This is a genomic window from Pseudarthrobacter sp. NIBRBAC000502771 (assembly GCF_006517215.1).
Taxonomy (GTDB): Bacteria; Actinomycetota; Actinomycetes; order Actinomycetales; family Micrococcaceae; genus Arthrobacter; species Arthrobacter niigatensis.
The window spans coordinates 1,188,169-1,211,372 of sequence record NZ_CP041187.1; the positions used below are offsets into that span (position 1 = coordinate 1,188,169).

Consider the following 23,204-nt stretch of genomic DNA (forward strand, 5'->3'; position numbering starts at 1 on the left):
GGGCTAGCGGGTGGTGTGCAGTGGACGTGGCCGACGGCGTACACCCACCATCGCTCCTGCGGCAGCCAGTGCTCCCAGGCCAGCAAGCCAGCCGGGTGTGCTGTCAGCGCCAACGGCCGTCTGGGCGTTGTAGCCCTGGTTGGTTCCCACGCTGACCGGGGCTGCGGCGGGAGCGGCCTGCGGGGCTGCCTTGGGGGCAGCGGCCGTGGTCAAAGCCGCCGAGACGTTGGTGTTGCCGCCGCCGGTGTTGTCGGTGCCGCCTCCGCCGGTGCCGCCGCCGGTGTTGTCGGTGCCGCCTCCGCCGGTGCCGCCGCCGTCGTTGGAGCCGCCGTTGCCGTTGCCGCCGCCGTCGTTGGAGCCGCCGTTGCCGGTGCCGCCGCCGTTGCCGCCAGCGTTGGAGCCGCCTCCGCCGTTGCCGCCGCCGTTGCCGCCGCCGTTGTTGTTGCCGTTGCCGCCGCCGTTGTTGGAGCCGCCGTTGCCGCCAGCGTTGGAGCCGCCGCCGTTGCCGCCGCCGTTGTTGGAGCCGCCGTTGCCGTTGCCGCCGCCGTTGTTGGAGCCGCCGTTGTTGTTGCCGTTGCCGCCGCCGTTGTTGGAGCCGCCGTTGCCGTTGCCGCCGCCGTTGTTGGAGCCGCCGTTGCCGCCAGCGTTGGAGCCGCCGCCGTTGCCGCCAGCGTTGGAGCCGCCGCCGTTGCCGCCAGCGTTGGAGCCGCCGTTGTCGGTGCCGCCTCCGCCGTTGCCGCCAGCGTTGTTGCCGCTACCGCCAGTATTGTTGGCGCCGCCGTTGTTGGTTCCGCCGTTGCCGTTCCCGCCAGTATTGTTGGCGCCGCCGTTGTTGGTTCCGCCGTTGCCGTTCCCGCCAGTATTGTTGGCGCCGCCGTTGTTGGTTCCGCCGTTGCCGTTGACATTGACCAGCGGTATCAGCGCGCTTCCGCCGGAGTGGGTGATCACCACTGGGTCGGAAGCTGCGATGGCAGGCGCTGTGAGGCTGATCAGGCCGAGCCCAACCACCCCCAGTGTGGCTAAGGTGCGTTTCATGTCTTCTCCCCATATGTGTGCGTCAAACGGACCATGGCGGGGGACGGCCAGCGGTTGCGCCGTATGCCCCAGCAGCACGGTCAGCTTGCTTTGAGATTTCAGGCTAGGGGCGCCGCCTGGGGCAGTCGCCAGTAGGGGGTACTCGTCTTTCTGCGGGGCCGGCGGCCCAAGTTACCTGCCAGTACCCTAAAGCCGGCCAGCGCCACCTGCTTCCGCGGCGGGACCTTGTCCGCAGTGCGGGCCGCGCCTACCGTTTTAACTGAAGCAGGGAGGGGGAATCGTGGAAATCTACATGTGGTGGCTGGACCTGGACCTGGCCAGCAAAGAGTGGCTGCGGCAGAACCTCCGCGCACTGGAGCTGCCGCTTCCGGTACTCCAGGGGATTGCGGAAGCCGGCGGCCCGCATCCGGGCAATCCCGCCGCCGTGCTGACCGCCGCTGACTGGGACTTCATCGAAACGCAGTCGGAATTCGTGGACTAACCCCTTGTCCGCCCGCTTTCCCACCGGTGGCGGGCTCAAAATCGTTGCGCGTTGCCCCTGACGGTGGTTGCATGGTCCGCATGGCAACGGCGGCAGAATCCTTCATCCTGGCAATCGGCACCAAGAAAGGGCTGTGGCTCGCCACCAGCCGGGACCGGCGGGAATGGTCCTTCAGCGGCCCCCACTTCCTCATGGCCGAAATCCCCAGCATCGGAATCGATACCCGGGAGGGCCGGACCAGGATCCTGGTGGGAGTCCGCAGCCCGCACTGGGGACCCACCGTTGCACACTCCGATGACCTTGGCGCCACCTGGTCCGAGCCGGAACACGGCGCCATCACCTTTCCGGGCGACACCGGCGCCGCCGTGGAGCGCGTATGGCAGATCTACCCGGACGCCGAGTCCCGGCCCGGGGTGGTGTGGGCGGGGGCGGAGCCCATCTCCGTATGGAAATCGACCGACGGCGGCGAGCACTTCGAGTTGAACCGGGGCCTGTGGGACCACCCGCACCGCAGTGAGTGGGGAGCAGGCTACGGCGGTGCGGCGGCACATTCGATCGTGGTGGACCCGGCGGGCGAAACCGTGCACGTCGCCATGAGCACCGGAGGTGTGTACCGCTCGCTGGACGGCGGGTCGTCCTGGGAAGCGCGCAACAAGGGCATCTCGGCCTACTTCATGCCGGACCCCAACCCGGAGTTCGGCCAGTGCGTGCACAAGATCGCCGCGGATGCCGCCGTCGAAGGACGCCTCTACGCACAGAACCACCACGGGGTCTACCGGACCGACGACAATGCCGACAGCTGGAACTCCATCGCGGAGGGCCTGTCGGCCGACTTCGGCTTCGTCATGCTGACGCATCCGCGCCGGGACGGCACCGCCTGGGTGATACCGCTGAAGGCCGACGGCGAACGCATCCCTCCGGACGGAAAGCTCGCCGTCCATCGCACGGACGACGCCGGGAACACCTGGACGGGGCTCAGCGCCGGCCTCCCCGAGCATGAATACAACAGTGTGCTCAGGGACGCTGCCTCGGTGGACACGGCGGAACCGGCCGGGGTCTACTTCGGCACGCGGGGCGGGACGGTCTACGCGAGTGCTGATGAAGGGGAGACGTTCACGGAGGTAGCGTCCCACCTGCCGGACGTCCTCTGCGTCCGGGCGGCAGTGGTAGCCGGTGCCTGAGATTTCGCTGCTGTTGCCCAGTGTCCTGCAACCCCTGGCCGGCGGACAACCCGTGCTCACCACTCCGGCCGACGGGCCGGTAACGGTGGGGCACCTGCTCGATGCCGTCGCCGCCGACTATGCCGTGCTGGGGCGCCGGCTCCGGGACGAGACCGGGGCGCTGCGCAGATTCGTCAACATCTACGTCGGCGGTGACGAGGTGCGGCGGCTTCAGGGCCTGGAAACCGAGGTAGTGCCGGGCCAGGAAGTGCTGGTAATCCAGTCTGTTGCGGGCGGCTGAGCGGCGGCTGGAGCCGTTGGCGTAAACCGAGTGCAAAATCGTTGACAATTTCGTCCGCGATCCGTAGCGTCGGTTTCGTGCAGTGGTGATCAACTGCATCCATTCCTAGCGATGATGCAACAGGAAGGTACAGGGTGGCCGCGAGCCTGAGCCTCAAGGACGTCAGCCTGCACTTCGGCGGGGTCAAGGTGCTGCAGGACGTCAGTTTCGACGTCGAGCCCGGCGTGATCTTCGGCCTGGTGGGCCCGAACGGTGCCGGCAAGACGTCCCTGTTCAATTGCATCAGTGGCCACTACAAGCCAAGCTCCGGTTCGATTTCCATCGACGGGACCGAGGTGTCCGGCAGTGCCCCGTCCCGGATGGCACGCCTTGGACTTGCCCGCACCTTCCAGCACCCGGCGCTCCAGCTGAACGCCACAGTCCTGCAGAACGTGCTCCTCGGGGGCCACACGCGGCTGCCCGGCGGCCCGGTCTCGTGGGCGCTGCGGATGCCGTACACCGTCCGTGCCGAGCGGGCCGTCCGCGCCGAGGCACTCGACCTCCTGGCCAACGCCGGGCTGGGATGGGCGGCGGACGTGCCTGCCGACGAACTGTCCCACGGGCTCCACAAGGGCATCGAGCTGTGGCGGGCGCTGCTTTCCAGGCCCACGTTGCTCCTTCTCGACGAACCGGCAGCCGGCCTGTCGCATGGGGAGGTTGAACAGCTCATCGCCACCGTGAAGCGCCTCCGCGCCGAGCAGGGCCTCACCATCATCATCGTGGAGCACCACATGGGACTTATTTCCGCTCTGACGGACCAAGTGGTGGTCCTGGACCACGGGCGGAAGCTGATGTCGGGAACCGCGGCGGAAGCCCAGTCCGATCCCCGCGTCATTGAGGCCTACATCGGAAAGGACGCCGCGGATGACGCTGCTTGAACTGACCGGCGTCACAGCGTCCTACGGCCCCGTGCAGGTCCTGGAGGGGGTCTCCCTCAGCGTCCCGGAGGGCGGATCCGTGGGTATCCTGGGTGCGAATGGGGCGGGCAAAACCACCACGCTCCGGGCCATCAGCGGCAGCGTCCGGACCGGCGGCAGCCTCCGGTTCGATGGCCGGGACATCAGGGGCCTCCGGCCGGACCAGGTGGCAGCACTGGGCATAGCACACGTACCTGAGGGGCGGGGCACCCTGGGCCAGCTGAGCGTGCGGGAGAACCTGATGGTGGGCTCCTACCTGCGCAAGGACCGGAAGGCCATCGCCGGTGACATCGACTACTGCCTGGACCTGTTTCCGCAACTGCAGGACAGGGTTGGCTCGCGGGCAGCAGCGCTTTCGGGCGGCGAACAACAGATGCTCGCGGTTGGCCGCGCCTTCATGGCCAAACCCAAACTGTTGCTCCTGGACGAAGCCTCGCTGGGGCTGGCACCGAGCACCGCCAAAACGGTGTACCAGGCCATCCGGCGGCTACGGCTCGAATCCGGGATCGCGATGCTGGTGGTGGAACAGAATGCAAACCTCGCATTCTCCCTCGTGGACACCGCCACCGTCCTGGAAACGGGGCGGAACGTCCTCACCGGAACCTCGGCCGAACTCAAGGGCATGGACGAAATCCGCCGCGCCTACCTGGGGGGCTGACCGAATGGGAACCTTCATCCAACTCGTCGTCGACGGCCTGGCCACCGGCTCCATCTACGCGGCCCTGGCCCTGGCAATCGTGCTGGTGAACCAGGCCACCGGCCTGATCAACTTCGCGCAGGGCGGCATGGCGGTGCTGTCCGCCTACCTCGCCTACGCGTTCGTGCAGCTCGGCCTGCCTCTCATCCTGGCCATCATCATTGCCATTGTCCTGTCCTTCCTCTTCGGCGCACTGGTGGAACGTTTCCTGATCCGGCGGTTTGAACGGGGAGATCCGGACACCGCAGTGGTGGTGACCATCGGCCTGCTCACCCTGGTCACGGGTATCTGCGCGGTCCTGTGGGGCTACAACAACCTGGGGTTCCCGTCGCTCTTCCCGCTGACCAGCGTTGAAATCCTCGGGGCCGTCGTCAGCGTCAGGTCCCTGGCCACCGCCGTGACCATCGTTGTGATCATGGTGGTCCTGCAACTGCTCTTCCTGCGCACCAAGCTGGGACTGGCCCTCCGCGCCGTTGCCGACAACCCGGCGTCGGCCGCTTTTTCCGGCCTGCCGGTGGGCCGCCTGCTCATGGTGGGCTGGGGACTCGCTGCCACCCTGGGGGCGATTGCCGGCGTCCTCGTTGCTCCGCAGCTGACGTTGACGCCCGGCATGCTGGACACCGCCCTCGTCTACGCGCTCGCCGCCGTGATCCTCGGCGGCCTGACCAGTCCCATTGGCTGCGTGGTTGCGGCATCGGCAATCGGTGTCCTGGAAAACCTGGTGGCCGTCTACGTTCCCCTCATCGGCCACGACCTCAAAATCGCCGTGCCCTTCGCGCTGATCTTCGTCATCCTCATCGTCCGTCCCCAAGGCCTGTTCGGCAGGAAGGTCGTGGTGAGGGTCTGATGAATGCCGCTGCCGCCACACGCAGGCCATGGGTCCGGATACTCCTCGCCGCCCTCGCGGCCATTGTGCTGATCGTGGCCCCATTGGCCCTGCCGGCCTTTGCGAACCAGACGCTGGTCCGCATCGGTGTCTATGCGGTGGCGGTGCTCGGGCTGAACATCGTCATGGGCTACACCGGCCAGGTCAACCTCGGGCAGATCTTCTTCGTGGGGCTGGGAGCCTATGTCACCGCCTACGGCGTCAACCACGGCTGGAACATCCTGCTGGTGTTCGTCGCGGCCTGCGCCGTGGCCGGTGTGGTGGGGCTGCTGGTGGCCCTCGCGGCCGCACGCCTGGGCGGCCTGGCGATCGCGATGGTCACCATCGCCCTCCCCATCGTCGGGGTACCCCTGGCCAAGCGCCTCTCCGAATTCACCGGCGGCTCGCAGGGGATCTCCGCACGGTTCACGGACGCCCCCGACTGGTCCGGGCTGGACAACGACCAATGGCAGTTCTACATCGTCCTGGTGGTGGCAGCCGCGGCCTTCCTGCTGGCGCGGAGCCTGGTCCGGGGCAAGTACGGGCGGGCGTTCGCGGCGGTCCGGGAGAACGAGGCTGTTGCGGCCTCCATGGGCATTTCCCCCTACCGGACCAAGGTGCTCGCCTTTACCATCGCCTCCATCTTCGGCGGGGCCAGCGGCTTCCTGTACCTCGCCGCCGTGCAGTACACCTCGCCTGAGACGCTCAGTTTCGGCCACTCCATCAGCCTCCTGGCCGCCATGGTCATCGGCGGCGCGGGCAGCATCGCCGGGTCCCTCCTTGGCGGCGCCTACTACGTCTTCGTCCCACAGCTGACCAACGCCATCGATCCCAACCTCACCACCGTCAGCCAGGGCGCTATCCTTCTCGCGGTGCTGTTCCTGCTGCCCGGCGGCCTGGTGAGCGTGCCCCGGGCGGTGCGGCGGCTGACCCGCCGGACCGGTGCCGGCCGCTCCACGGGCCGCCGGTCCTCCGCCGGCCCGGTTCGGGAGACTTCCCAGCAGACCGCTCCAGCGCACCGCCCGGTTCCGGACGATGCGCTGGAGGGACATGAACAAACAGAGAGGCAAGATGGACCATGAACATGAGAAAGAAGCCCGGCGGGGTACTTGGCATCGTTGCCGTGACAGCCGCCCTCGCGCTCTCCCTGTCCGGCTGCAGGGGCGATAGCGGCGGCCAGGGCGGCGGCGGTTCTGCGTCCTCTCCCGGGATAACGGACTCGGCGATCACGCTTGGCATCACCACCCCCCTTAGCGGCGCCACCGCAGGGCCGGGCAAGTGCACCGTGGCCGGCGTCTCGGCCTACTTTGGTGCCGCGAACGCCGCCGGCGGCGTGAAGTTTGGCGACGGCAAGACGCGAACCGTTAACATCAAGTCCTACGACGACGCCTACGATCCGCAAAAGTCGCTGGCCAACTTCCAGCAGATGGTGTCGGACAACGTCTTTGCCGCCACGGCCGGCCTGGGCACCCCCACCAACCGTGCTTTCCGCGACGCCGCGATCAGCCAGAAAGTCCCGCAGGTGCTGGTTATGACCGGTGACCCGCTCTTCAGCGACCGGAAGCAGAGCCCGTGGCAATTGGGCTTCGTGCCCATCTACCAGAATGAGGGGGGCGCCTTCGGCAAGCTCCTGGCGAAGTCGGGCGCGCAGCACAAGGTGGCCATCCTGTCGCAGAACGATGACTACGGCAAGGGCTACGTTGCCGGCTTCAAGGAAGCCATTCAGGGAGCATCCAACATCTCGGTGGTGGGGGAGCAGACTTACGAGGCCACCGACACATCCGTTGATGCCCAGCTCACCCAGCTGGCCTCCTCCGGAGCGGACGTCTTCTTCAACGCCATGTCCATCACGCCGCTGACCATCGCCGCGCTGCAGAAGGCGCAGCAGATCGGCTGGAAGCCCAGCTGGTTCCTGCCCTCCAATACGTCCAGCCCCACTGCGATCCTTGAGCCCGGCGGCGCTGCCGCCTACCCCGGCATCTACTCGGTGTCCTTTGCCAAGGCACCGCAGAGCCCCGCGTTCGCCAAGGACCCCGACGTCGTGAAATTCCTTGACGAACTCAAGAAGTACGGGAACTACCCGGATATGCCGGCTTTCCCGCACTGCATGTGGAGCTACATGGTGGGCGCCACCCTTGAGAAGGCGTTCCAGAACATGAAGGAGCCGACGCGGGACAGCTTCATGACGGCGCTGCGGGACATCAAGGACCTGAAGGCGCCACTGATGCTGGAAGGTACGTCGGTCAACACCACGGTGGACGGCCAGCCGGCTGTGTCCTCGGTGGTGGTGCAGAAGTACAACGGCAAGGGCTACGCAACGGCCGAGAACTTTGGCTGACCAGGGCGGTATCCGCTAGGCGCGGGCGGCGCTCGGCTCCGGCCGGGCGCCGTCCCCGGACTCAAGGGTGTCCACCAGTTCCAGCCCGCGCCGGGCCCACGCGATCTCCACATGGGCCCGGTCCACCAGGCCCTCGTAGGTAAACCGCTTAAAGGCGATGGTCCGCTCACGGTCGGCCGGATCCGTCACGGCCAGGCGGCGCACCAGCATTGGGTTGTCCACCTGGTCGATGCGCTGGAGTTCACCCTCCCACTGGGCGAGTTCGGACTCCCACTGGTCCATATGCCGGCGGAAGAACGCCCGCGCGGCCTCCGGTGACGCTGCTTCCAGGTAGGCGGCCCGCAGGTGGGCGGGGTCGCGGACCCGGGCGTACTCCAGGGGCGTCTGCATCCAGTCAAGGAAGGCCTGGTTTCCGGTATCAGTCACGTGGTACAGCCGCCGCGTGGCGCGCTGGCCCCGGGGCTGCTCCTCACCTTCGATGAGGTTTTCCGCCTCCATCTTGCGCAGCTCAGGGTAGATCTGCGAGTCGGGGGCGTGCCACACGTGGCCTACCGACATGGAGAACTGCTTTTGCAGTTCATAGCCTGACAGCGGGCCCACGCGCAGCAGCGCAAGCAGCGCGTACCGAAGGCTCATGCGGTACTCCTCCAAGGGCTCAAGGAAGGTGCGGGGGCGCACGCGCCCCCGCACTCCGGGGTCCCCAGCCTAGGCCGACTGGTAGTTCGTCCGCCACCCGCCGTGGTAAGTGGCGCGGGCCACGGTGGAGTAGGGCACGGGGCTGACCACCGCACGCACCTCGGTCTGCACATGGGGTTCGACGGCGGCCTTGGCAGTGCCGCCGTTGGGCTCACCCCATACCACCTTCAGTTCCGTGCCTTCGGGAACGTTGGGATCAATCGTTGCAAGCGAGAGGGCGCGGCGTTCGTTGGCGCTGTAGCCGGTGAACATCGAGTAGCCCACCACGGTTCCGTCGGCGTCCACCACGGAGTCATAGTTGGCAGAGCCGTAGTTTGCCAGGGGCAGGTCGAAGAACTTGTAGCTGGGTCCGTCCACATCGAACAGCGACGCGAAGATGGAGGTGACATCTTCGGCGTCCCAGGCCAGGGTGACTTTCCTGCGCTGGGTGGCGGGGTCGATTTTCTGGAGCGCGTCCCGGCCGATGAAGTCGTGGTCGAACTTCACGAACGAGCCGTAGCCCAGCTCCCACGGGGTCAGGTAGTAGTCCTCGATGTTCCCGGACACAAAGGATCCTGCCAGGGTCCCGGTTGCTTCGTAGCCATCTGCCGGCAGCCATTCACGGTAGCCGCGCTCTGCTTCGCCGGTGTAGATGGCGGGAAGGGGAGAGGGGATCCAGCCCGATTCGAGGGTGTTGGACGGGTACGCCCGGGAACCGACGGGGACCAGTCCGAACTCGGCTCCGGCGTCCACGATCGCGTCGCGGATGCGGTCGTGGTCCTCGTACGGTCCCCACACCTCCAGTCCCGGCGCGCCGGCCATGCCGTGGCGCAGCGTGCGGACCGTGGTGCCGGCAATGGTCATGGTGGACATGTTGAAGAACTTGAGCTGCTCCAGGGCTCCGCCGTTGAGTTTTTCGATCACCTGCCAGGCGTTGGGTCCCTGGATCTGGAAGCGGTAGTACTGGCGGGTCACCGGGTGGCCGTACGGCCGCGACGGGGAGCGCCGGTCCACGGTGATGTCCAGGTCCCGGTAACCGCCCGTTTCGCCGTGGTAGAGCAGCCAGTTGGCCGCCGGGGAGCGGCCCACGTACACGTACTCATCGTCCGCCTCGTGGAAGAGGATGCCGTCGCCTATCACGTGCCCGGACTCTGTGGTGGGCACGTACTGCTTGGCTTTGTTCACCGGGAAGGTGGCGGTGGAGTTGATGGCGGTCGCCGTGATCAGCTTGATGGCGTCCGGCCCCTTCAGGAACAGGTTGTCCATGTGGTGGGACTGGTCGTACAGCACAGCCGTCTGACGCCACGCGGTCTGCTCCTTGATCCAGTTCTGGAAGTCGGCCGGCACCACCGGGTAGATGTAGGAGCCGATCTGGGAGTTGCGGAGGAGATCCACGGCCCCTTTCGACGCGTCGAGGACTTCCTGCAGGTTTTTCGGTGCCACGTTGAACCTCTTGTTCTGTATCGGATTGTTGGTGGGTCTCAGAAGACGATGGTCTGGTTGCCGTGCCGGATGACCCGGTCTTCGGCATGCCACTGGACGGCGCGGGAGAGCACCGCGCGTTCCACGTAGGCGCCCCGCGCCTGCAGGTCCTGCGCCGAGTGGGCGTGCGTCACGCGGGCCACATCCTGTTCGATGATGGGCCCCTCGTCCAGGTCCTTGGTCACGTAGTGCGAGGTGGCGCCAATCAGCTTGACGCCCCGGTCCTTCGCCTTGCGGTAGGGGGCGGCGCCCACGAACGCGGGCAGGAAGGAATGGTGGATGTTGATCAGCGGTACGGCAACCGCGTCCAGGAATCCGGGGGACAGGATCTGCATGTACCGGGCCAGCACCACGAAGTCCACGTTCCCTTCCAGCAGCTTCAGGATCTGGGCTTCGGCCGCGCCCTTGTCCGGACCGGCGGAAGGGACGTGGAAGAACGCGACACCAAAGGACCGCACGTCCTCCGCCGTGTTGGTGTGGTTTGAGATCACCATGGGGATGGTCACCGGCAGTTCGCCCCTCCGGTGCCGCCACAGGAGTTCGAGCAGGCAGTGGTCTGAGGTGGAGACCAGGATGGCCATGCGTTTGGGGATGGAGCGGTCGGTCAGCGTCCAGGTCAGCCCCAGGGGCGTGAGCGTCCGGGCGAGGTCGGCCTCGATCCCGGGCATGGCGGCGGACAGGTCCGGCCGGTTGAAGACCACCCGCTGGAAGAAATCACCCGACGAAGGATCACTGGAGTATTGGTCCAGGGACACGATGTTTCCCCTGTTGCGGGTCACCAAGGCGGCTACGGCAGCCACGATGCCCGGCTGGTCCGGCCCGTGGACGATCAGGCAGGACTGGTCCTTGCGGGATTCGGTGTGCAGGACCATGGCTTGCCGCCCTAGCCCTCTTCGGTGAAGTGCCGGACCCAGTTGGCCGTGGCCAGCAGGCCGCCAAAAGTGTAGAAGTGAAGCCCTACCTGCGCCGGAAGGTGGTGGTCCTGCCGCGGTGCGTGGTCGGCCAGTACGGCGGCCAGATCGTTGACGAACCGGTCCGGGCCGGCGTCCCCCATCAGGTTGGTCAGCGAGAAGCCGTATTTCTTCACGATCATGGCGTTGGCTCCCACGCCGAAGCGCCGAGCGAAACCGAGGAGCCGCTTGACTCCGGCCGGGCCTGGCGTGCCTACGCGGATGGGAGCCTGGATGCCCCTGGCCCGGACCTCGTCGATCCACGCGGCAACCGGCGCCGTGTCGAAGGCGAACTGCGTGATGATGGAGGCCTTAAGCCCCTGCGCGGCGAGGGCTGCGGACTTGTCCTCCAGGGAACGCCAGAGATCTTCCTTGCGGATGTCCGGATGGCCTTCCGGATACCCGCCGATTCCCACCTCCCGGACCCCGTACTGCTGCAGGAGCCCGGTGTTGACCAGTGCCAGGGAGTCCCCGTACGGACCCTCCGGTTCTGCGGGGTCGCCGCCCACCACGAAAAGATGCTCGGCGGCGCCCACCTCCTGGAGCCGCCCAAGGAACTCCTCAAAGTCGCCCTTCGAATTCAGCCGGCGCGCCGAAACGTGCGGCACCGGGATGAACCCCAGGTCCCGGGCGGCCTTGGCAGCGGCCACCCGCATCTCCAGGTCCTCGTTGCCGAGGAAGGTGACATTGATGCGGGTGCCCGGCGGAATGCCGTCCTTTGCCTCGATGAGGGCAGGAATGTCCTTGCCGGTCATCTCCAGCGAGAAGTTCTTGATGAGTTCCAGGGATGCTGCCCGGTTGGGGGCGGGCATGGTTCGAGTCGCCATCAGGTCATCCTTTCGGCGGGTGCAGCGGTGCACCCGCCTCCAAGATTACCTATGAGCATAGGTAATGTCGATAGCTATTCCGGGATTGCTGATCCCTTCTTGCCTGCCGGCCGTCCGCAGGCCCTACCCTTCGGCTGCGCCCGGTTCGAGATGGGCGATGGCGCGGGTGTCCTGGAAGGCCCGGACCCCTTCGATGCCCTGTTCCCGGCCCATGCCGGACTGCTTCATGCCGCCGAAAGGGGCGCGCAGGTCCAGGCGGGTTGCGCCGTGGTCGTTCACCCAGACGTAGCCGCAGACCAGCCTGCCGCCCACGCGGTCGGCCGCTGCCGGGTCGGCGGTCCACACCGAACCGCACAGGCCCGCCCAGGTGGCGTTCGCCGCCTCCACCGCCTCGTCCTCCGTGTCGAACGGGATCAGGGGGATCACGGGCCCGAACTGTTCCTGGGTGACAACCCGCAGCGAGGGGTCCGGATCGATGACCAGTGCCGGGCGCAGGAAGTTCCCGCCGTGCAGTTCAGGGTCCGAGGGAAGGGTGCCGAACTCCCTGACATCGGCGCCCGCTTCCTTGGCCTCCTCGATGAGTTCGGCCACGAAGGCTTTCTGCACGGGGGAGTGCAGCGGACCCATGGTGGTCCCGTCGTCGAGCCCGTAGCCGATGACCGCCTTTCCAAGCCGCTGCGAGAGCCCGTCCACCACCTCGTCCAGGCGCGAACGGTGCACGTAGACCCGCTTTGCGTTCATGCAGATCTGGCCGGTGGTGTCGAAGATGGCCGCATAGAGCCGGTCCAGGTGGGTGTCGTCAAGGACCGCGTCCTGGAGGATGACGGCGGCGTCGTTCCCGCCGAGTTCAAGCGTCACGCGGGTGAGGGACTTCGCGGCCATTTCCATGATGCGCTTGCCGCCGCCCACGCTTCCCGTGAAGCAGACCTTGGCAATGTCCGGGCTGGTGATGAGTTCGGCCATGTCCGCGTCCTTGCCGGTCACCACGTTCAGCACCCCTGGCGGAAGCTTTTCGGCAATCCGCTGGACCACGCGCGTGGTTGCCAGCGGCGCGGTGGGCGGCGGCTTAACGATTGCCGTGTTCCCTGCCAGCAGTGCGTGCGGCAGCGAGGCCGCGAGGATGGCAATGGGCCAGTTGAAGGGCACGATGACCGTCACCACGCCCAGGGGCTGGAAGGTGACAGACGTGGAGACGGGAATGCCGGGCGCGGGCGGCAGCGTCTTGGCGGTGTCGACGTCGGGAGCCAGTTCCAGCGCGAGGTTCCACCTGATCTCGAACACCAGCGAGTCCACCCAGGCTTCCATCCGGATCTTGCCGTTTTCCTGCGAAAGGATGGCGGCATCCTCATCGCGGAAGTCCGCAATGCCTTCCAGCGCCTGCCGCATCCGGTCCGCTCGCTCCTGAGCCCCCAGGGCAGCCCATCCGGGGTAGGCCGCCTTTGCCGCGGCGATGGCATCCTGGACGTCGGACGGCCCGGCGGCCGCGGCGTGGCCCACCACTGTGCCGGGCTTGCCGGGATCGGCAATCTCCATGGTGGCGGCGGCCTGGCGCTCGGTGCCTCCGATGAAGAGGCCGGTGGTCACCGGGGCGGACGTGTCCACTGTGTTGGTCATGATGATGCACCTCTCTGTGCGGTACTGCCGGGATCCTTTAATTTTCTCACTGGCTGACGTTCGGCGTTCCGTGCGTATGGAACGTCTCGATGGTTTTCATGCCCCAGGCCTGCCCTTTGCGGCGTTCCTCCTGGCTCCACTCGACCACGGGCGAGTCCGGGTCCAGCAGCAGGCGGGCGCCGGCGTTGGCCAGTTCGATCCGGTTGCCGCCGGGCTCCCAGACATACAGGAAGAACGTCTGGTTGATGGCGTGCTTGTGCGGTCCGGACTCGATGTGGATGCCGTTTTCAAGGAAGATGTCCGCGGCCTTCAGAATGTCCTCGCGGGTATCGGGGGCGAACGCCACGTGGTGGAGCCGGTTGCCGTGCTTGAGCCAGTCGTCGGAATACACGATGTCGTAGGACTTGTTGTTGAAGTGGAACCACCAGGCGGCGTATCCGCCGTCGTCGAGCCGGATGCGCTCACTCTCCCGCCCGCACAGCGCCTGGGCTACGAACTCCCCGTTGGCCACCACGTCCTTGGCCAGGAAATTGATGTGGTCCAGCCGCCGGGCGTTGACTCCCCGGCCGGGGAAGGCCGAGGCCTGGTTCTTCAGGGCGGGTTTGTCGTCCGTGGCCACGTAACGTTCGGTTTCGTAATAGATGCCCAAGAGGTGCCCGTCGGGGTCCCGGAAGGAATAGGTGGGCCCGGTTCCCACTTCACCGTCTTCCCAGCCGATGCCCAGGCCGGTGGCTTCGATGGCGGCGACCCGGCGCTCCAGTGCCTCCCGGCTGGTGGCCCGGAAGGTGGTTCGCCCGACGCCGGCATCGGCCGAGGCGGTGAGTTTGACGGTGTAGAGCTGGTATTCGTCCCAGGTGCGAAGGTAGGCGGACTTCGTGCCGGCGCTGCTGGTCTCCGCCACGACGCGCATGGCGAGCAGGTCGCGGAAGAACCACAGGCTTTCCTCGAAGACGGGGGTCAGCAGTTCCACGTTTCCCAGGTGGGCGACGTCGAACGAGGTATACCCGGTCATGAAGCTGTCCTCTCTAAAGGGGGTCGTCGTGCAGGCGTCAGGGGCGCGGGAAGACGCGTCCTTCGAAAATCTTCCGTGCCGTCCTGAGGGCGGTTGAGCGGGTCACGGTGTAGCCGTCCGGGGTGGCCTCGATGGAAACCTCGACGTCGAAGTGCCCGCTGGGGTGTTCCACCCGGAAGGGTTGTCCCGGTGAAGGAAGGACGCCCAGGTCGTGGCCCACCGATCCTTCGGCCAGTACTCCGGCCGCCACGGTGAGTGCTCCCAGCACGCCGATGGAGGTGTGGACCCGGACGGGAAGGAAGCTGCGGGTGGCGATGGCACCCCCCTCCCGCGGCGGCGCCAGCAGCACCAGCTTGGGCACGGTGGCAGCGCTGACATCGCCCATGCCCATCAGGTCCGCCGCGGCGAGGCGGAGCCCGGCCAGCCGTTGTGCCAGGCCTGCATTGGCCTCAAGGTCTGCGGGGGCCTCGTCCCCGGCGACGCCCAGGTCGGCGGCGCGCATCAGGACGGTGGGCATTCCGTTGTCAACGCATGTGAGGTCCACCCGGTCCGCGCGGTCCATGAGGTGGCCTGTGGGAAACAGGGCACCGGTCGAAGATCCCGCGGTGCCTTCGAAATTGAGCCGGATGGCTGCCGCCGTACCTGGAACCCCGTCGATGGCCACCGCCCCGCCTGCCGCCGGGCCGCCGTCGTAATCCACCACCCCGCCGGGGGTGGGAAACCGCGCCGTGGCCATGCTGCCCGTGTTCAGCATCCGGATGCGCACCTCGGTCTGGCCGTCGGCCGGCTGCACCAGGCCCCGCTCCACGGCGAAGGGCCCGACGGCCGCAAGGATGTTCCCGCAGTTCTGCCGGCTGCTGACCAGTGCGGTGTCCACGGCGACCTGGAGGAACAGGTAGTCCACGTCCGCGCCGGCGTCCGGAGACGGCGAGATGACGGCAACCTTGCTGGTCAAGGGGTGCGCCCCACCCAGTCCGTCCACCTGGCGGGGATCAGGCGAGCCCATGATCCGCAACAGCAGGTCGTCGCGTTCTGCGGGGTCGGCAGGCAGGTCCGAGGCCAAAAACAACGCACCCTTGGAGGTCCCGCCCCGCATCAGGAGGCAGGGGATCCCCTCTGTACCCGGCATGTGCACCCTCGCGTTCCACGGCGGGCATGGTGCCTGGACGGCCCATGGTCAGTCCTTTCCGGCGGACAGTGCCAGAAAACCACGCTCTGGAACTTTGGTCAAGACATCCGATACAATTTTGTTAGCAATCGTGTTGGTACTGGACGTCCCGGGCTGCCCTCCGCCGTGGACCGAACGATGGAGTTCGCAGTGACAGGCATTTCACAGTGACAGGGACTTTGCAGGAAGCGCTGGACCGGGCCGCTTCACCGGTCCAGCTTCTACGTGATTCCCCGGCCAGCCCCCATGTTTTTCCCGTGCGGGCGGAGTTCAGCAACTGGCGCTCCGAGCAGAATTCCTGGCGTACGGCCTGCGCCCTCCTGGACCAGTCCCACCACATGACCGATCTCTTCCTCTCCGGGCCGGACGCGGAGGGGCTGCTGCGCGGGCTCGCGGTGAACTCTTTCGCGAACTTTCCCGTGGACCGTGCCAAGCAGTTCATCGCGGTGAACCATTCAGGGCAGCTCATCGGCGACGCCATTTTGGCACATCTTGACGAACGGTCCTTCAACCTGGTGGGCCACCCGATGGCCATCGACTGGGTGCACTACCACGCCGAAACCGGAGGCCACGACGTTGAAGTTTCCCGGGACGGAAACTCGATCGTCCGCCCCGGTGACCCCCGCCTGTTCCGCTACGAGCTCCAGGGGCCCACCGCCATGGCCATCGTCGAAAAACTCACCGGCGCCCCGGTGCCGCAACTCGGGTTCTTCCACATGGGGCACCTCCCCATCGCCGGACTGCAGGTCCGGGCCATCCGGCACGGCATGGCCGGACAGCCCGGCTTTGAGCTGTTCGGCCCCTGGGCAGAGGGCGGACGCGTCAGGGACGCGCTGCTTCAGGCCGGCGGGGAGTTCGGCCTGACCCAGGTGGGGGCAAAAGGCTATTCGACGGCGAACCTTGAGTCCGGCTGGGTGCCCTCGCCAGTGCCGGCGGTCTTCACGGACGAACGGTTGCGCGGCTACCGCGAATGGCTTCCGGCTTCAGCGGCCGGTTCACTGGGCGGGAGTTTCGATTCAGCGGACATCGAGGACTACTTCCTGACCCCGTACGAGCTCGGGTACGGCCGCTCCATCGCGTTCGACCACGACTTCGTGGGGCGGGAGGCGCTGGAAGCGCTCTCCCGCACCTCCTCCCGCCGCAAGGTGACACTCGTCTGGAACCCCGACGACGTCCAGGACGTGATGGGTTCCATCCTGCGTCCCGGCCTCCCCGCCAAATACATCGAACTCCCTAAGGCCCGCTATGCCCTCTTCCAGGTGGACCGGGTGCTCCAGCACGGCGTCACGGTGGGCCAGTCCTTTGACTGCGGCTACATCGCCAACGAGCACTCTTTTGTTTCCCTGGCGGCGGTGGAGGGACTGGAAGACGGCGCCGAGGTCACCGTGCTCTGGGGCGAAGAGCCCAACTCCGCCAAACTGCAGGTGGAACCCCACCGGCAGGTCCCCATCCGAGCCACCGTCGCCCCCGCTCCCTTCGTGCAATACGCACGCGAGAGCTACCGCGCCACCCACTGAACCGAAGGAGAACAGCCCATGGCCCCGAAATCCCTGCAGGACGTGCTCGATGCGGCGGGCAATACCGTCGAACTGCTGCGCAATTCCCAACTCGGCACCTACATCTACCCCGTGGTCCCGGCAGAATTCACCAACTGGCGGCGCGAGCAGCGCGCGTGGCGCGAAACCGCGGTGCTCTACGACCAGTCCCACCACATGGTCAACTTCTTCGTAAAGGGCCCCGATGCCCTGAAGCTCTTCTCGGACACCGGCATCAACAGCTTCGCCAACTTCCCGGTCAACACCGCCAAACAGTTCGTCCCCACGGCCTCCAACGGCGGGGTGATCGGCGACGGCATCCTGTTCCACCTGGAAGAGCAGGAGTTTGTCTACGTGGGCCGCGCGCCGGCTGCGAACTGGCTCCAGTTCCACGCCGAAACCGGCGGGTACGACGTCGAATGCACCTACGACGACAGGTCGCCGTCGCGCCCGTACGGACAGCCGGTCAGCCGTAAGTACTACCGCTTCCAGATCCAGGGCCCCAGCGCCTGGCAGATCATCGAGAAACTCAACGGCGGAACCCTGGAGCAGGTGAAGTTCTTCCACATGGGCCACCTGGGCATCGCCGGGGAACAGGTGCGGACTCTGCGCCACGGCATGGCGGGAGCGCCGGGGCTTGAAATCTGGGGACCCTACGAACAGCACGGAAAAATCCGCGATGCCGTGCTCGAGGCCGGGGCTGAGTTCGGGCTGGAACCGTGCGGGTCGCGGGCCTACTCCTCGAACACACTGGAATCGGGCTGGATCCCCTCGCCGCTGCCGGCAATCTACAGCAGCGACGCCGAGCGCGCCTACCGCGAATGGCTGCCGGCAACCAGCTACGAAGCGGTCAACGCGCTCGCCGGCTCGTTTGTCTCCGGCAACATCGAGGACTACTACCTCACGCCCTGGGAACTGGGCTACGGCTCCTTCGTGAAATTCGACCACGACTTCATTGGCCGCGACGCCCTCCAGGGGGTCGATCCTGCTGCCCAGCGGAAAAAAGTCACCCTCGCCTGGAACGACGAGGACCTGGCTGCCATCTGGGCGTCGTTCCTGGACCGGGATAAGCCCGGCTACCAGTTCTTCGACGTCCCCAACGCCAACTACGGGTCCTCCAACTACGACTCCGTCATCGACGCCGACGGGACGGGGGTGGGCCTGTCGCTCTTCACCGGCGTGACGGCCAACGAACGCCGCGGCCTCTCGCTGGCCACGGTAGACCCCAACGTGGAGATCGGTACCGAGGTGCGGGTTGTCTGGGGCGAACCCGACGGAGGGTCCCGGAAGACCACCGTGGAACCGCATGAACAAATCAGTGTCCGGGCCGTCGTCAGCCCCGCCCCCTACGCGGTGACAGCCCGCACTGAATACCACGGCGGCTGGCGGACCGCTGCCGCCGGTGCCCGATAGGCCGGTGGGAACGGCCGGCCCCGCTGTCGCCGTCCTGGGCCTGGGAGAAGCCGGGAGCATCTACGCCGAGGACCTGGCCGGCCGTGGATTGCGGGTGACGGGGACGGATCCGGTGGTCCAGGCAGTTCCGCCGGGGGTGCTGCAGGCCCCTGGAATCAGCGAAGCGGTGGCCGGCGCCGGCCTGGTGATCAGCCTGGTGGGTGCCGGCGCGGCGGAAACCGTCCTTGCGGAGGCGCTGGCCGCCATGGACCCGGAAGCCGTCTTCGCGGACCTGAACACCGCGGCACCGGGCCAAAAGCGGCAACTGGCGGAACGGGCCGCCAGGAGCGGAGTCCTTTTCGCCGACGTCGCCATCCTGGCGCCCGTTCCCCGCGGGCGGATCAATTCGCCCCTGCTGATTAGCGGCACGGGGGCTGATGCCCTGCTGTCACTCTTCACCGGATGGGGTATCCCGGCGGCCGGCGCAGGCGGCGAAGCCGGTGCTGCCGCCGGCCGGAAGCTGCTCCGCAGCGTGTTCATGAAGGGACTGGCCGCATCCGTCCTGGAGGCGGTCACGGCCGCCGAGGCGGCAGGGGCAAAAGACTGGATCATCAGCCAGATCGCAGCGGAACTTGGCCCGTCAGGCGACGCGCTGGTGGCGCGGATGCTTGAGGGGACGCGGCTGCATGCCGTCCGGAGGGAGGCGGAGATGGTTGGGGTGCGGGAGTTCCTGGAGTCGCTCGGGACCGCCCATCCGGTAACGGACGCCAGCATCGAGTGGCTGCATTCGCTCGCGCTCCGGCAGCAGGAACAGGTTGCGGACAGTCCTTCCTGACTACGCCCGCAGCCGTCTTCCCGGACCGGCTAGGCCACCCGCCAAACGCTGCACTCGTCCGTATTGATAGCCTTCCGCACCCCGCTGATGCGGTCCAGGATCCAGACCACGCCGATGCCGGGAGCTGTCTCCTGCACGCTGCCGCGGCGGATCACCACGTCGTCGTAGGAGGGCCCCACCGAAAGGCGGGCTTCGATTTCGTCGCCGCGGTGGAGCTGGTCCAGGGCGCGGACTCGTGTTACATGCGTGGTCGCCTTCTTCAACATCGCGGGGCCTCCTGGCTGGAGCTGGTGCGGGCTCTTGCCTGCAATACCAAGTGTGGGCCGCGAATGTTGCGTGCCGGTTTCCCAGCGGTTAGGGCGCGGTTAGTTCTTCGCGCCGCCCCGGTTTCAGGCTGCCGCCCCGCCGCGGTAGGCCGCCAGGAACGTGGAAATCCTCCGGACGGCTTCCTCGATGTCCAACACCGAGGGGAGGATGACGAAGCGGAAGTGGTCCGGCGCCGGCCAGTTGAAGGCCGACCCGTGGGAGACCAGGATCTTTTGGTCCCGGAGCAGGTCCAGGACAAACTTCTCGTCGCTCTCGATCGGGTACAGGTCCGGGTCCAGGCGCGGGAACAGGTACATGGCGCCCGACGCCGGGACGCACGTCACGCCGGGAATGGCAGTGAGGAGCTTGTGGGCCAGGTCCCGCTGTTCGCGCAGCCGGCCGCCGGGCTTCACCAGCGCGTCGATGCTCTGGTACCCGCCCAGGCAGGTCTGGATGGCGTGCTGCGCGGGAACGTTGGCGCACAGGCGCAGCGACGCCAGCAGTTCCAGGGCTTCACGGTAGGCGGCGGTGGCGGCCAGTGGACCGGTGATGGCCACCCAGCCGGCACGGTAGCCAGGCATCCTGTAGGCCTTGGACAGGCCACTGAAGGTCAGGCAGCAGACGTCCTCGGCCACGGCCGCGGTGTGGATGTGCGTGGCATCGCCGTAGAGCACTTTCTCGTAGATCTCGTCGGAGAACAGGACCAGGTTGTGCTTCCGGGCCAGGCCGGCGAACTGTTCGAGGATGTGCCGGGGGTAGACGGCGCCGGTGGGGTTGTTCGGATTGATGATCACAATGCCCTTGGTGCGGCTGGTGATCTTTGCTTCCACGTCGGCCAGGTCCGGCCACCAGTTCTCGGCCTCGTCGCAGATGTAGTGCACGGCCTTGCCGCCGGTCAGGGTCACGGCGGCGGTCCACAGGGGGTAGTCCGGCGCGGGGACCAGGATTTCGTCGCCGTTCTCCATGAACGCCTGGAGGCACATGGAGATCAATTCGCTGACGCCGTTGCCGATGACGATGTCCTCGACCCCGATGTTCATGAGGCCCCGGGTCTGGTAGTACTGCGAAATGGCTGTCCGCGCCGTGAAGATGCCCTTCGAATCGCTGTACCCCTGGGCGCCGCGCAGGTGGTGGATCATGTCCACCACCACGGACTCCGGCGCTTCCAGCCCGAAAGGCGCAGTGTCACCGAGGTTCATCTTGAGGATCCGGTGCCCCTCGGCCTCCATGTTCTTCGCCGCCTCATGGATGGGGCCGCGAAGTTCATAGCGGACATTCCGGAGTTTGCTGGAGTGTTGCATGGCGCGCATGGTTGATCTTTTCACACAGCACGGGCGGCGGGCGGCGGGGAAGGCCAGTCCGTGGACGCCTGCTGGCACAGCGCTCCCTATTCGATAAGTTGTGAACTTGTAGTACTGCCTTCCTGCGGTGGTGCACGGCGGAACGGGAAGGAAGTACCCCACGTGGGCGGTGTGCTGGTCGGACTGGCGGTGATCGGCGTCGTCATTGCCGTCGGATATCTTGCTGCGCGCTGTGGCCTGGGCGATGAACCCACCATCAACGCACTGACCCGCACCGCCTTCTTCATCACCAACCCGGTCCTGCTGTTCACCGTGGTGCTCAAGTCAGACCTGTCCGTGGTCTTTTCCGCCTATGTTCCGCTGGCCATGATCACGGCGGCGGCAACTGCGCTCCTCTACGTGGCCGCCAGCCGGATCTGGTTCCGGCGGCCACTTGCCGAGACTGCGGTGGGTGCCATGGCCGGCTCCTACGTCAACGCCAACAACATCGGCATCCCCATCACGCTCTATGCCGTGGGGGACGCCACCCCGGTGGCCCCGGTCCTGCTGGTCCAGCTCCTCCTGTTCGCCCCCCTGGTCCTGACCCTGCTGGACCTCTCGGAAGCCGGCCGGTTCTCGCCGCGGCTGATGCTCACGCAGCCCTTCCGCAACCCCATGATCATCGCCTCGCTCCTCGGCGTGGTCCTGGCAGCGTTCCACGTGGAGTTGCCCGCCCCGGTGATGGCGCCGCTGACCCTGCTGGGCGGTGCGGCTGTCCCGGTGGTGCTGCTGGCCTTCGGCATGTCGCTGCGCGGCACCAGGATGCTCCGGAGCGGCGGGCACACGGCCGAGATCCTCACTGCCACGGCGCTGAAGTCCGCTGTGATGCCTGCCGTGGCATTCGTCGTCGGACGCTTCCTGTTCAACCTGGACCACCACATGCTCCTGGGTGTGGTGCTCATGGCCGCGCTGCCCTCGGCCCAGAACGTGTTCCTGTTCGCCAGCAAGTACGGTCGCGGGGTGGCGGTGGCGCGGGAGACCATCCTGCTCTCCACGGCCGCCGCTGCACCGGTGCTGGTGCTGGTCGTGTGGCTGCTGGCGGCCTGAAGCGGGCGCGCCGCCCTACCGCCCGGGCCGCCGGCCGGGCAAGAATGGGCACATGGAACTTCCCGTGATGCCGCCCGTCCCGCCCATGCTCGCCAAGGCCGTCAGCGGCATCGATGGCATCCCCGGCAGCGGAGGCCTCAGTTACGAACCCAAGTGGGACGGCTTCCGGTCCATCATTTTCCGCGACGGGGATGACCTGGAGATCGGCAGCCGCAACGAGAAACCCATGACCCGCTACTTTCCGGAACTGGTGGCTGCGCTCAAGGAAAACCTGCCCCCGCGCTGCGTGGTGGACGGCGAGATCATCCTGGTGGGGGCGTCCGGGGACCGGCTGGATTTCGACACGCTGCAGCAGCGCATCCACCCTGCCGCCAGCCGCGTGAAGCTGCTGGCGGAACAGACCCCCGCAAGCTTTGTGGCCTTCGACCTCCTGGCCCTGGGTGGGGACGACTACACCGGCCGGCCCTTTGCGGAGCGGCGGGCCGCCCTGGAGAAGGCGCTCGCCGGCAGCAAGGCGCCCGTCCACCTCACCGCAGCCACCACTGACAAGGACACCGCCGGGCAGTGGTTCGAGCAGTTCGAGGGTGCCGGGCTGGACGGCATCGTGGCCAAGCGGCTGGACGGCCGGTACGAGCCGGACAAGAGGGTGATGTTCAAGGTCAAGCACGAGCGCACCGCGGACTGCGTGGTGGCCGGCTACCGCCTGCACAAGAGCGGGCCGGACGCCATCGGCTCGCTGCTGCTGGGCTTGTACAAGGACGACGGCGGCCTGGCCAGCGTGGGTGTGATCGGCGCCTTCCCTATGAAGCGGCGGCAGGAGTTGTTCCAGGAGCTGCAGCCGCTGGTGACGGACTTCGATAACCACCCCTGGGCCTGGGCCAGGCAGGAGGAAGGCGAACGGACCCCGCGGAACGCGGAGGGCAGCCGCTGGAGCGCCGGGAAGGACCTGTCCTTCGTGCCCCTGAAGCCCGAGCTGGTGGTGGAGGTCCGCTACGACCACATGGAAGGCGAGAGGTTCCGGCACACGGCCCAGTTCAACCGCTGGCGGCCGGACCGGGACCCGGAATCCTGCACCTACGCGCAGCTGGAGGAGCCGGTGAACTTCGACCTCGCCTCGGTGCTGGCGACCGGCCGATAGCCCCAGGCCGGCCCAGTTTTCATGGGGGAGAGCCCGCCATTTGGGGGAAT

General features: G+C 67.0%; 23 protein-coding genes. 13 read left to right on the forward strand and 10 right to left on the reverse strand.

The genetic code is table 11. The features are described 5' to 3' along the window. Positions 1-3: 3 nt before the first annotated feature. On the reverse strand, positions 4-1,035 hold the full coding sequence (locus tag NIBR502771_RS20680; protein ID WP_168225721.1) for a hypothetical protein: 1,032 nt from the start codon (positions 1,033-1,035) through the stop codon (positions 4-6). Positions 1,036-1,315: 280 nt separating this feature from the next. Here NIBR502771_RS20680 and NIBR502771_RS05650 point away from each other — a divergent pair, with 280 nt between their 5' ends. From NIBR502771_RS05650 to NIBR502771_RS05685, 8 genes are all read left to right on the forward strand, one after another. After that, a complete protein-coding gene (locus NIBR502771_RS05650; RefSeq protein ID WP_141158870.1) occupies positions 1,316-1,516 on the forward strand; it encodes a hypothetical protein in 201 nt (66 codons plus the stop codon). Between the two features lie 71 nt (positions 1,517-1,587). After that, complete coding sequence (locus NIBR502771_RS05655; RefSeq protein ID WP_141158871.1) at positions 1,588-2,697, forward strand: exo-alpha-sialidase; 1,110 nt, start codon at positions 1,588-1,590, stop codon at positions 2,695-2,697. Continuing rightward, positions 2,690-2,977 (forward strand): MoaD/ThiS family protein, encoded by a 288-nt coding sequence (locus NIBR502771_RS05660; protein ID WP_141158872.1) that lies wholly within the window; start codon positions 2,690-2,692, stop codon positions 2,975-2,977. Before NIBR502771_RS05655 ends, NIBR502771_RS05660 begins: the two co-directional genes overlap by 8 nt. Positions 2,978-3,111: 134 nt before the next feature. Next, on the forward strand, positions 3,112-3,894 hold the full coding sequence (locus NIBR502771_RS05665) for an ABC transporter ATP-binding protein (RefSeq protein WP_141158873.1): 783 nt from the start codon (positions 3,112-3,114) through the stop codon (positions 3,892-3,894). Further along, positions 3,881-4,591: an ABC transporter ATP-binding protein gene (locus tag NIBR502771_RS05670; RefSeq protein ID WP_141158874.1), complete on the forward strand. Its 711-nt coding sequence runs from the start codon at positions 3,881-3,883 to the stop codon at positions 4,589-4,591. The genes NIBR502771_RS05665 and NIBR502771_RS05670 overlap by 14 nt, the downstream gene beginning before the upstream one ends. A 4-nt stretch (positions 4,592-4,595) precedes the next feature. Further along, positions 4,596-5,477: a branched-chain amino acid ABC transporter permease gene (locus tag NIBR502771_RS05675; protein WP_141158875.1), complete on the forward strand. Its 882-nt coding sequence runs from the start codon at positions 4,596-4,598 to the stop codon at positions 5,475-5,477. Further along, positions 5,477-6,577: a branched-chain amino acid ABC transporter permease gene (locus NIBR502771_RS05680; protein ID WP_141158876.1), complete on the forward strand. Its 1,101-nt coding sequence runs from the start codon at positions 5,477-5,479 to the stop codon at positions 6,575-6,577. Before NIBR502771_RS05675 ends, NIBR502771_RS05680 begins: the two co-directional genes overlap by 1 nt. Continuing rightward, positions 6,574-7,833: an ABC transporter substrate-binding protein gene (locus tag NIBR502771_RS05685; RefSeq protein WP_246839823.1), complete on the forward strand. Its 1,260-nt coding sequence runs from the start codon at positions 6,574-6,576 to the stop codon at positions 7,831-7,833. Before NIBR502771_RS05680 ends, NIBR502771_RS05685 begins: the two co-directional genes overlap by 4 nt. A 15-nt stretch (positions 7,834-7,848) precedes the next feature. Here the strand turns inward: NIBR502771_RS05685 and NIBR502771_RS05690 are convergent, their stop codons facing one another. The 7 genes from NIBR502771_RS05690 to NIBR502771_RS05720 form a co-directional block, all read right to left on the reverse strand. Then, positions 7,849-8,469: a PadR family transcriptional regulator gene (locus NIBR502771_RS05690; RefSeq protein WP_141158878.1), complete on the reverse strand. Its 621-nt coding sequence runs from the start codon at positions 8,467-8,469 to the stop codon at positions 7,849-7,851. Positions 8,470-8,538: 69 nt separating this feature from the next. After that, the gene (locus NIBR502771_RS05695; protein ID WP_141158879.1) at positions 8,539-9,951 is read right to left on the reverse strand and encodes an aminomethyltransferase family protein; all 1,413 of its coding nucleotides are present in this window, start codon (positions 9,949-9,951) and stop codon (positions 8,539-8,541) included. Between the two features lie 38 nt (positions 9,952-9,989). Beyond that, the gene (gene purU, locus NIBR502771_RS05700; protein WP_141158880.1) at positions 9,990-10,862 is read right to left on the reverse strand and encodes a formyltetrahydrofolate deformylase; all 873 of its coding nucleotides are present in this window, start codon (positions 10,860-10,862) and stop codon (positions 9,990-9,992) included. A gap of 11 nt (positions 10,863-10,873) precedes the next feature. Beyond that, positions 10,874-11,767, reverse strand: coding sequence for a methylenetetrahydrofolate reductase (locus tag NIBR502771_RS05705; protein WP_246839824.1), 894 nt, complete (start codon positions 11,765-11,767; stop codon positions 10,874-10,876). A gap of 123 nt (positions 11,768-11,890) precedes the next feature. Next, entirely contained in the window at positions 11,891-13,381 is a 1,491-nt protein-coding gene (locus NIBR502771_RS05710) for an aldehyde dehydrogenase family protein (RefSeq protein WP_141158881.1), read from the reverse strand. A gap of 46 nt (positions 13,382-13,427) precedes the next feature. Continuing rightward, positions 13,428-14,393 carry a VOC family protein gene (locus tag NIBR502771_RS05715; protein ID WP_141158882.1) on the reverse strand — a complete coding sequence of 322 codons (966 nt, stop codon included), beginning with the start codon at positions 14,391-14,393 and terminating at the stop codon, positions 13,428-13,430. 37 nt (positions 14,394-14,430) lie between these two features. Next, complete coding sequence (locus tag NIBR502771_RS05720; protein WP_141158883.1) at positions 14,431-15,522, reverse strand: 4-oxalomesaconate tautomerase; 1,092 nt, start codon at positions 15,520-15,522, stop codon at positions 14,431-14,433. A 206-nt stretch (positions 15,523-15,728) separates the two neighbouring features. Here NIBR502771_RS05720 and NIBR502771_RS05725 point away from each other — a divergent pair, with 206 nt between their 5' ends. From NIBR502771_RS05725 to NIBR502771_RS05735, 3 genes are read left to right on the forward strand one after another with little or no spacing between them, the layout of a single operon-like run. Then, a complete protein-coding gene (locus NIBR502771_RS05725; RefSeq protein ID WP_141158884.1) occupies positions 15,729-17,078 on the forward strand; it encodes an aminomethyltransferase family protein in 1,350 nt (449 codons plus the stop codon). 18 nt (positions 17,079-17,096) lie between these two features. Continuing rightward, positions 17,097-18,509 carry an aminomethyl transferase family protein gene (locus NIBR502771_RS05730; protein WP_141158885.1) on the forward strand — a complete coding sequence of 471 codons (1,413 nt, stop codon included), beginning with the start codon at positions 17,097-17,099 and terminating at the stop codon, positions 18,507-18,509. Between the two features lie 4 nt (positions 18,510-18,513). After that, positions 18,514-19,323, forward strand: a complete 810-nt coding sequence (locus NIBR502771_RS05735) for an NAD(P)-binding domain-containing protein (RefSeq protein ID WP_141158886.1) — start codon at positions 18,514-18,516, stop codon at positions 19,321-19,323. Between the two features lie 29 nt (positions 19,324-19,352). Here the strand turns inward: NIBR502771_RS05735 and NIBR502771_RS05740 are convergent, their stop codons facing one another. Both NIBR502771_RS05740 and NIBR502771_RS05745 read right to left on the reverse strand, forming a co-directional pair. Then, on the reverse strand, positions 19,353-19,589 hold the full coding sequence (locus NIBR502771_RS05740; protein WP_141158887.1) for a hypothetical protein: 237 nt from the start codon (positions 19,587-19,589) through the stop codon (positions 19,353-19,355). 123 nt (positions 19,590-19,712) lie between these two features. Beyond that, positions 19,713-20,939 carry a pyridoxal phosphate-dependent aminotransferase gene (locus NIBR502771_RS05745; protein WP_141158888.1) on the reverse strand — a complete coding sequence of 409 codons (1,227 nt, stop codon included), beginning with the start codon at positions 20,937-20,939 and terminating at the stop codon, positions 19,713-19,715. A 153-nt stretch (positions 20,940-21,092) separates the two neighbouring features. On the opposite strand from NIBR502771_RS05745, the gene NIBR502771_RS05750 reads away from it, so the two are divergent. Together NIBR502771_RS05750 and NIBR502771_RS05755 are read left to right on the forward strand one after the other, a co-directional pair. Next, positions 21,093-22,016 (forward strand): AEC family transporter, encoded by a 924-nt coding sequence (locus NIBR502771_RS05750; RefSeq protein WP_141158889.1) that lies wholly within the window; start codon positions 21,093-21,095, stop codon positions 22,014-22,016. 52 nt (positions 22,017-22,068) lie between these two features. Then, positions 22,069-23,154 (forward strand): ATP-dependent DNA ligase, encoded by a 1,086-nt coding sequence (locus NIBR502771_RS05755; RefSeq protein ID WP_141158890.1) that lies wholly within the window; start codon positions 22,069-22,071, stop codon positions 23,152-23,154. Positions 23,155-23,204: the final 50 nt, after the last annotated feature.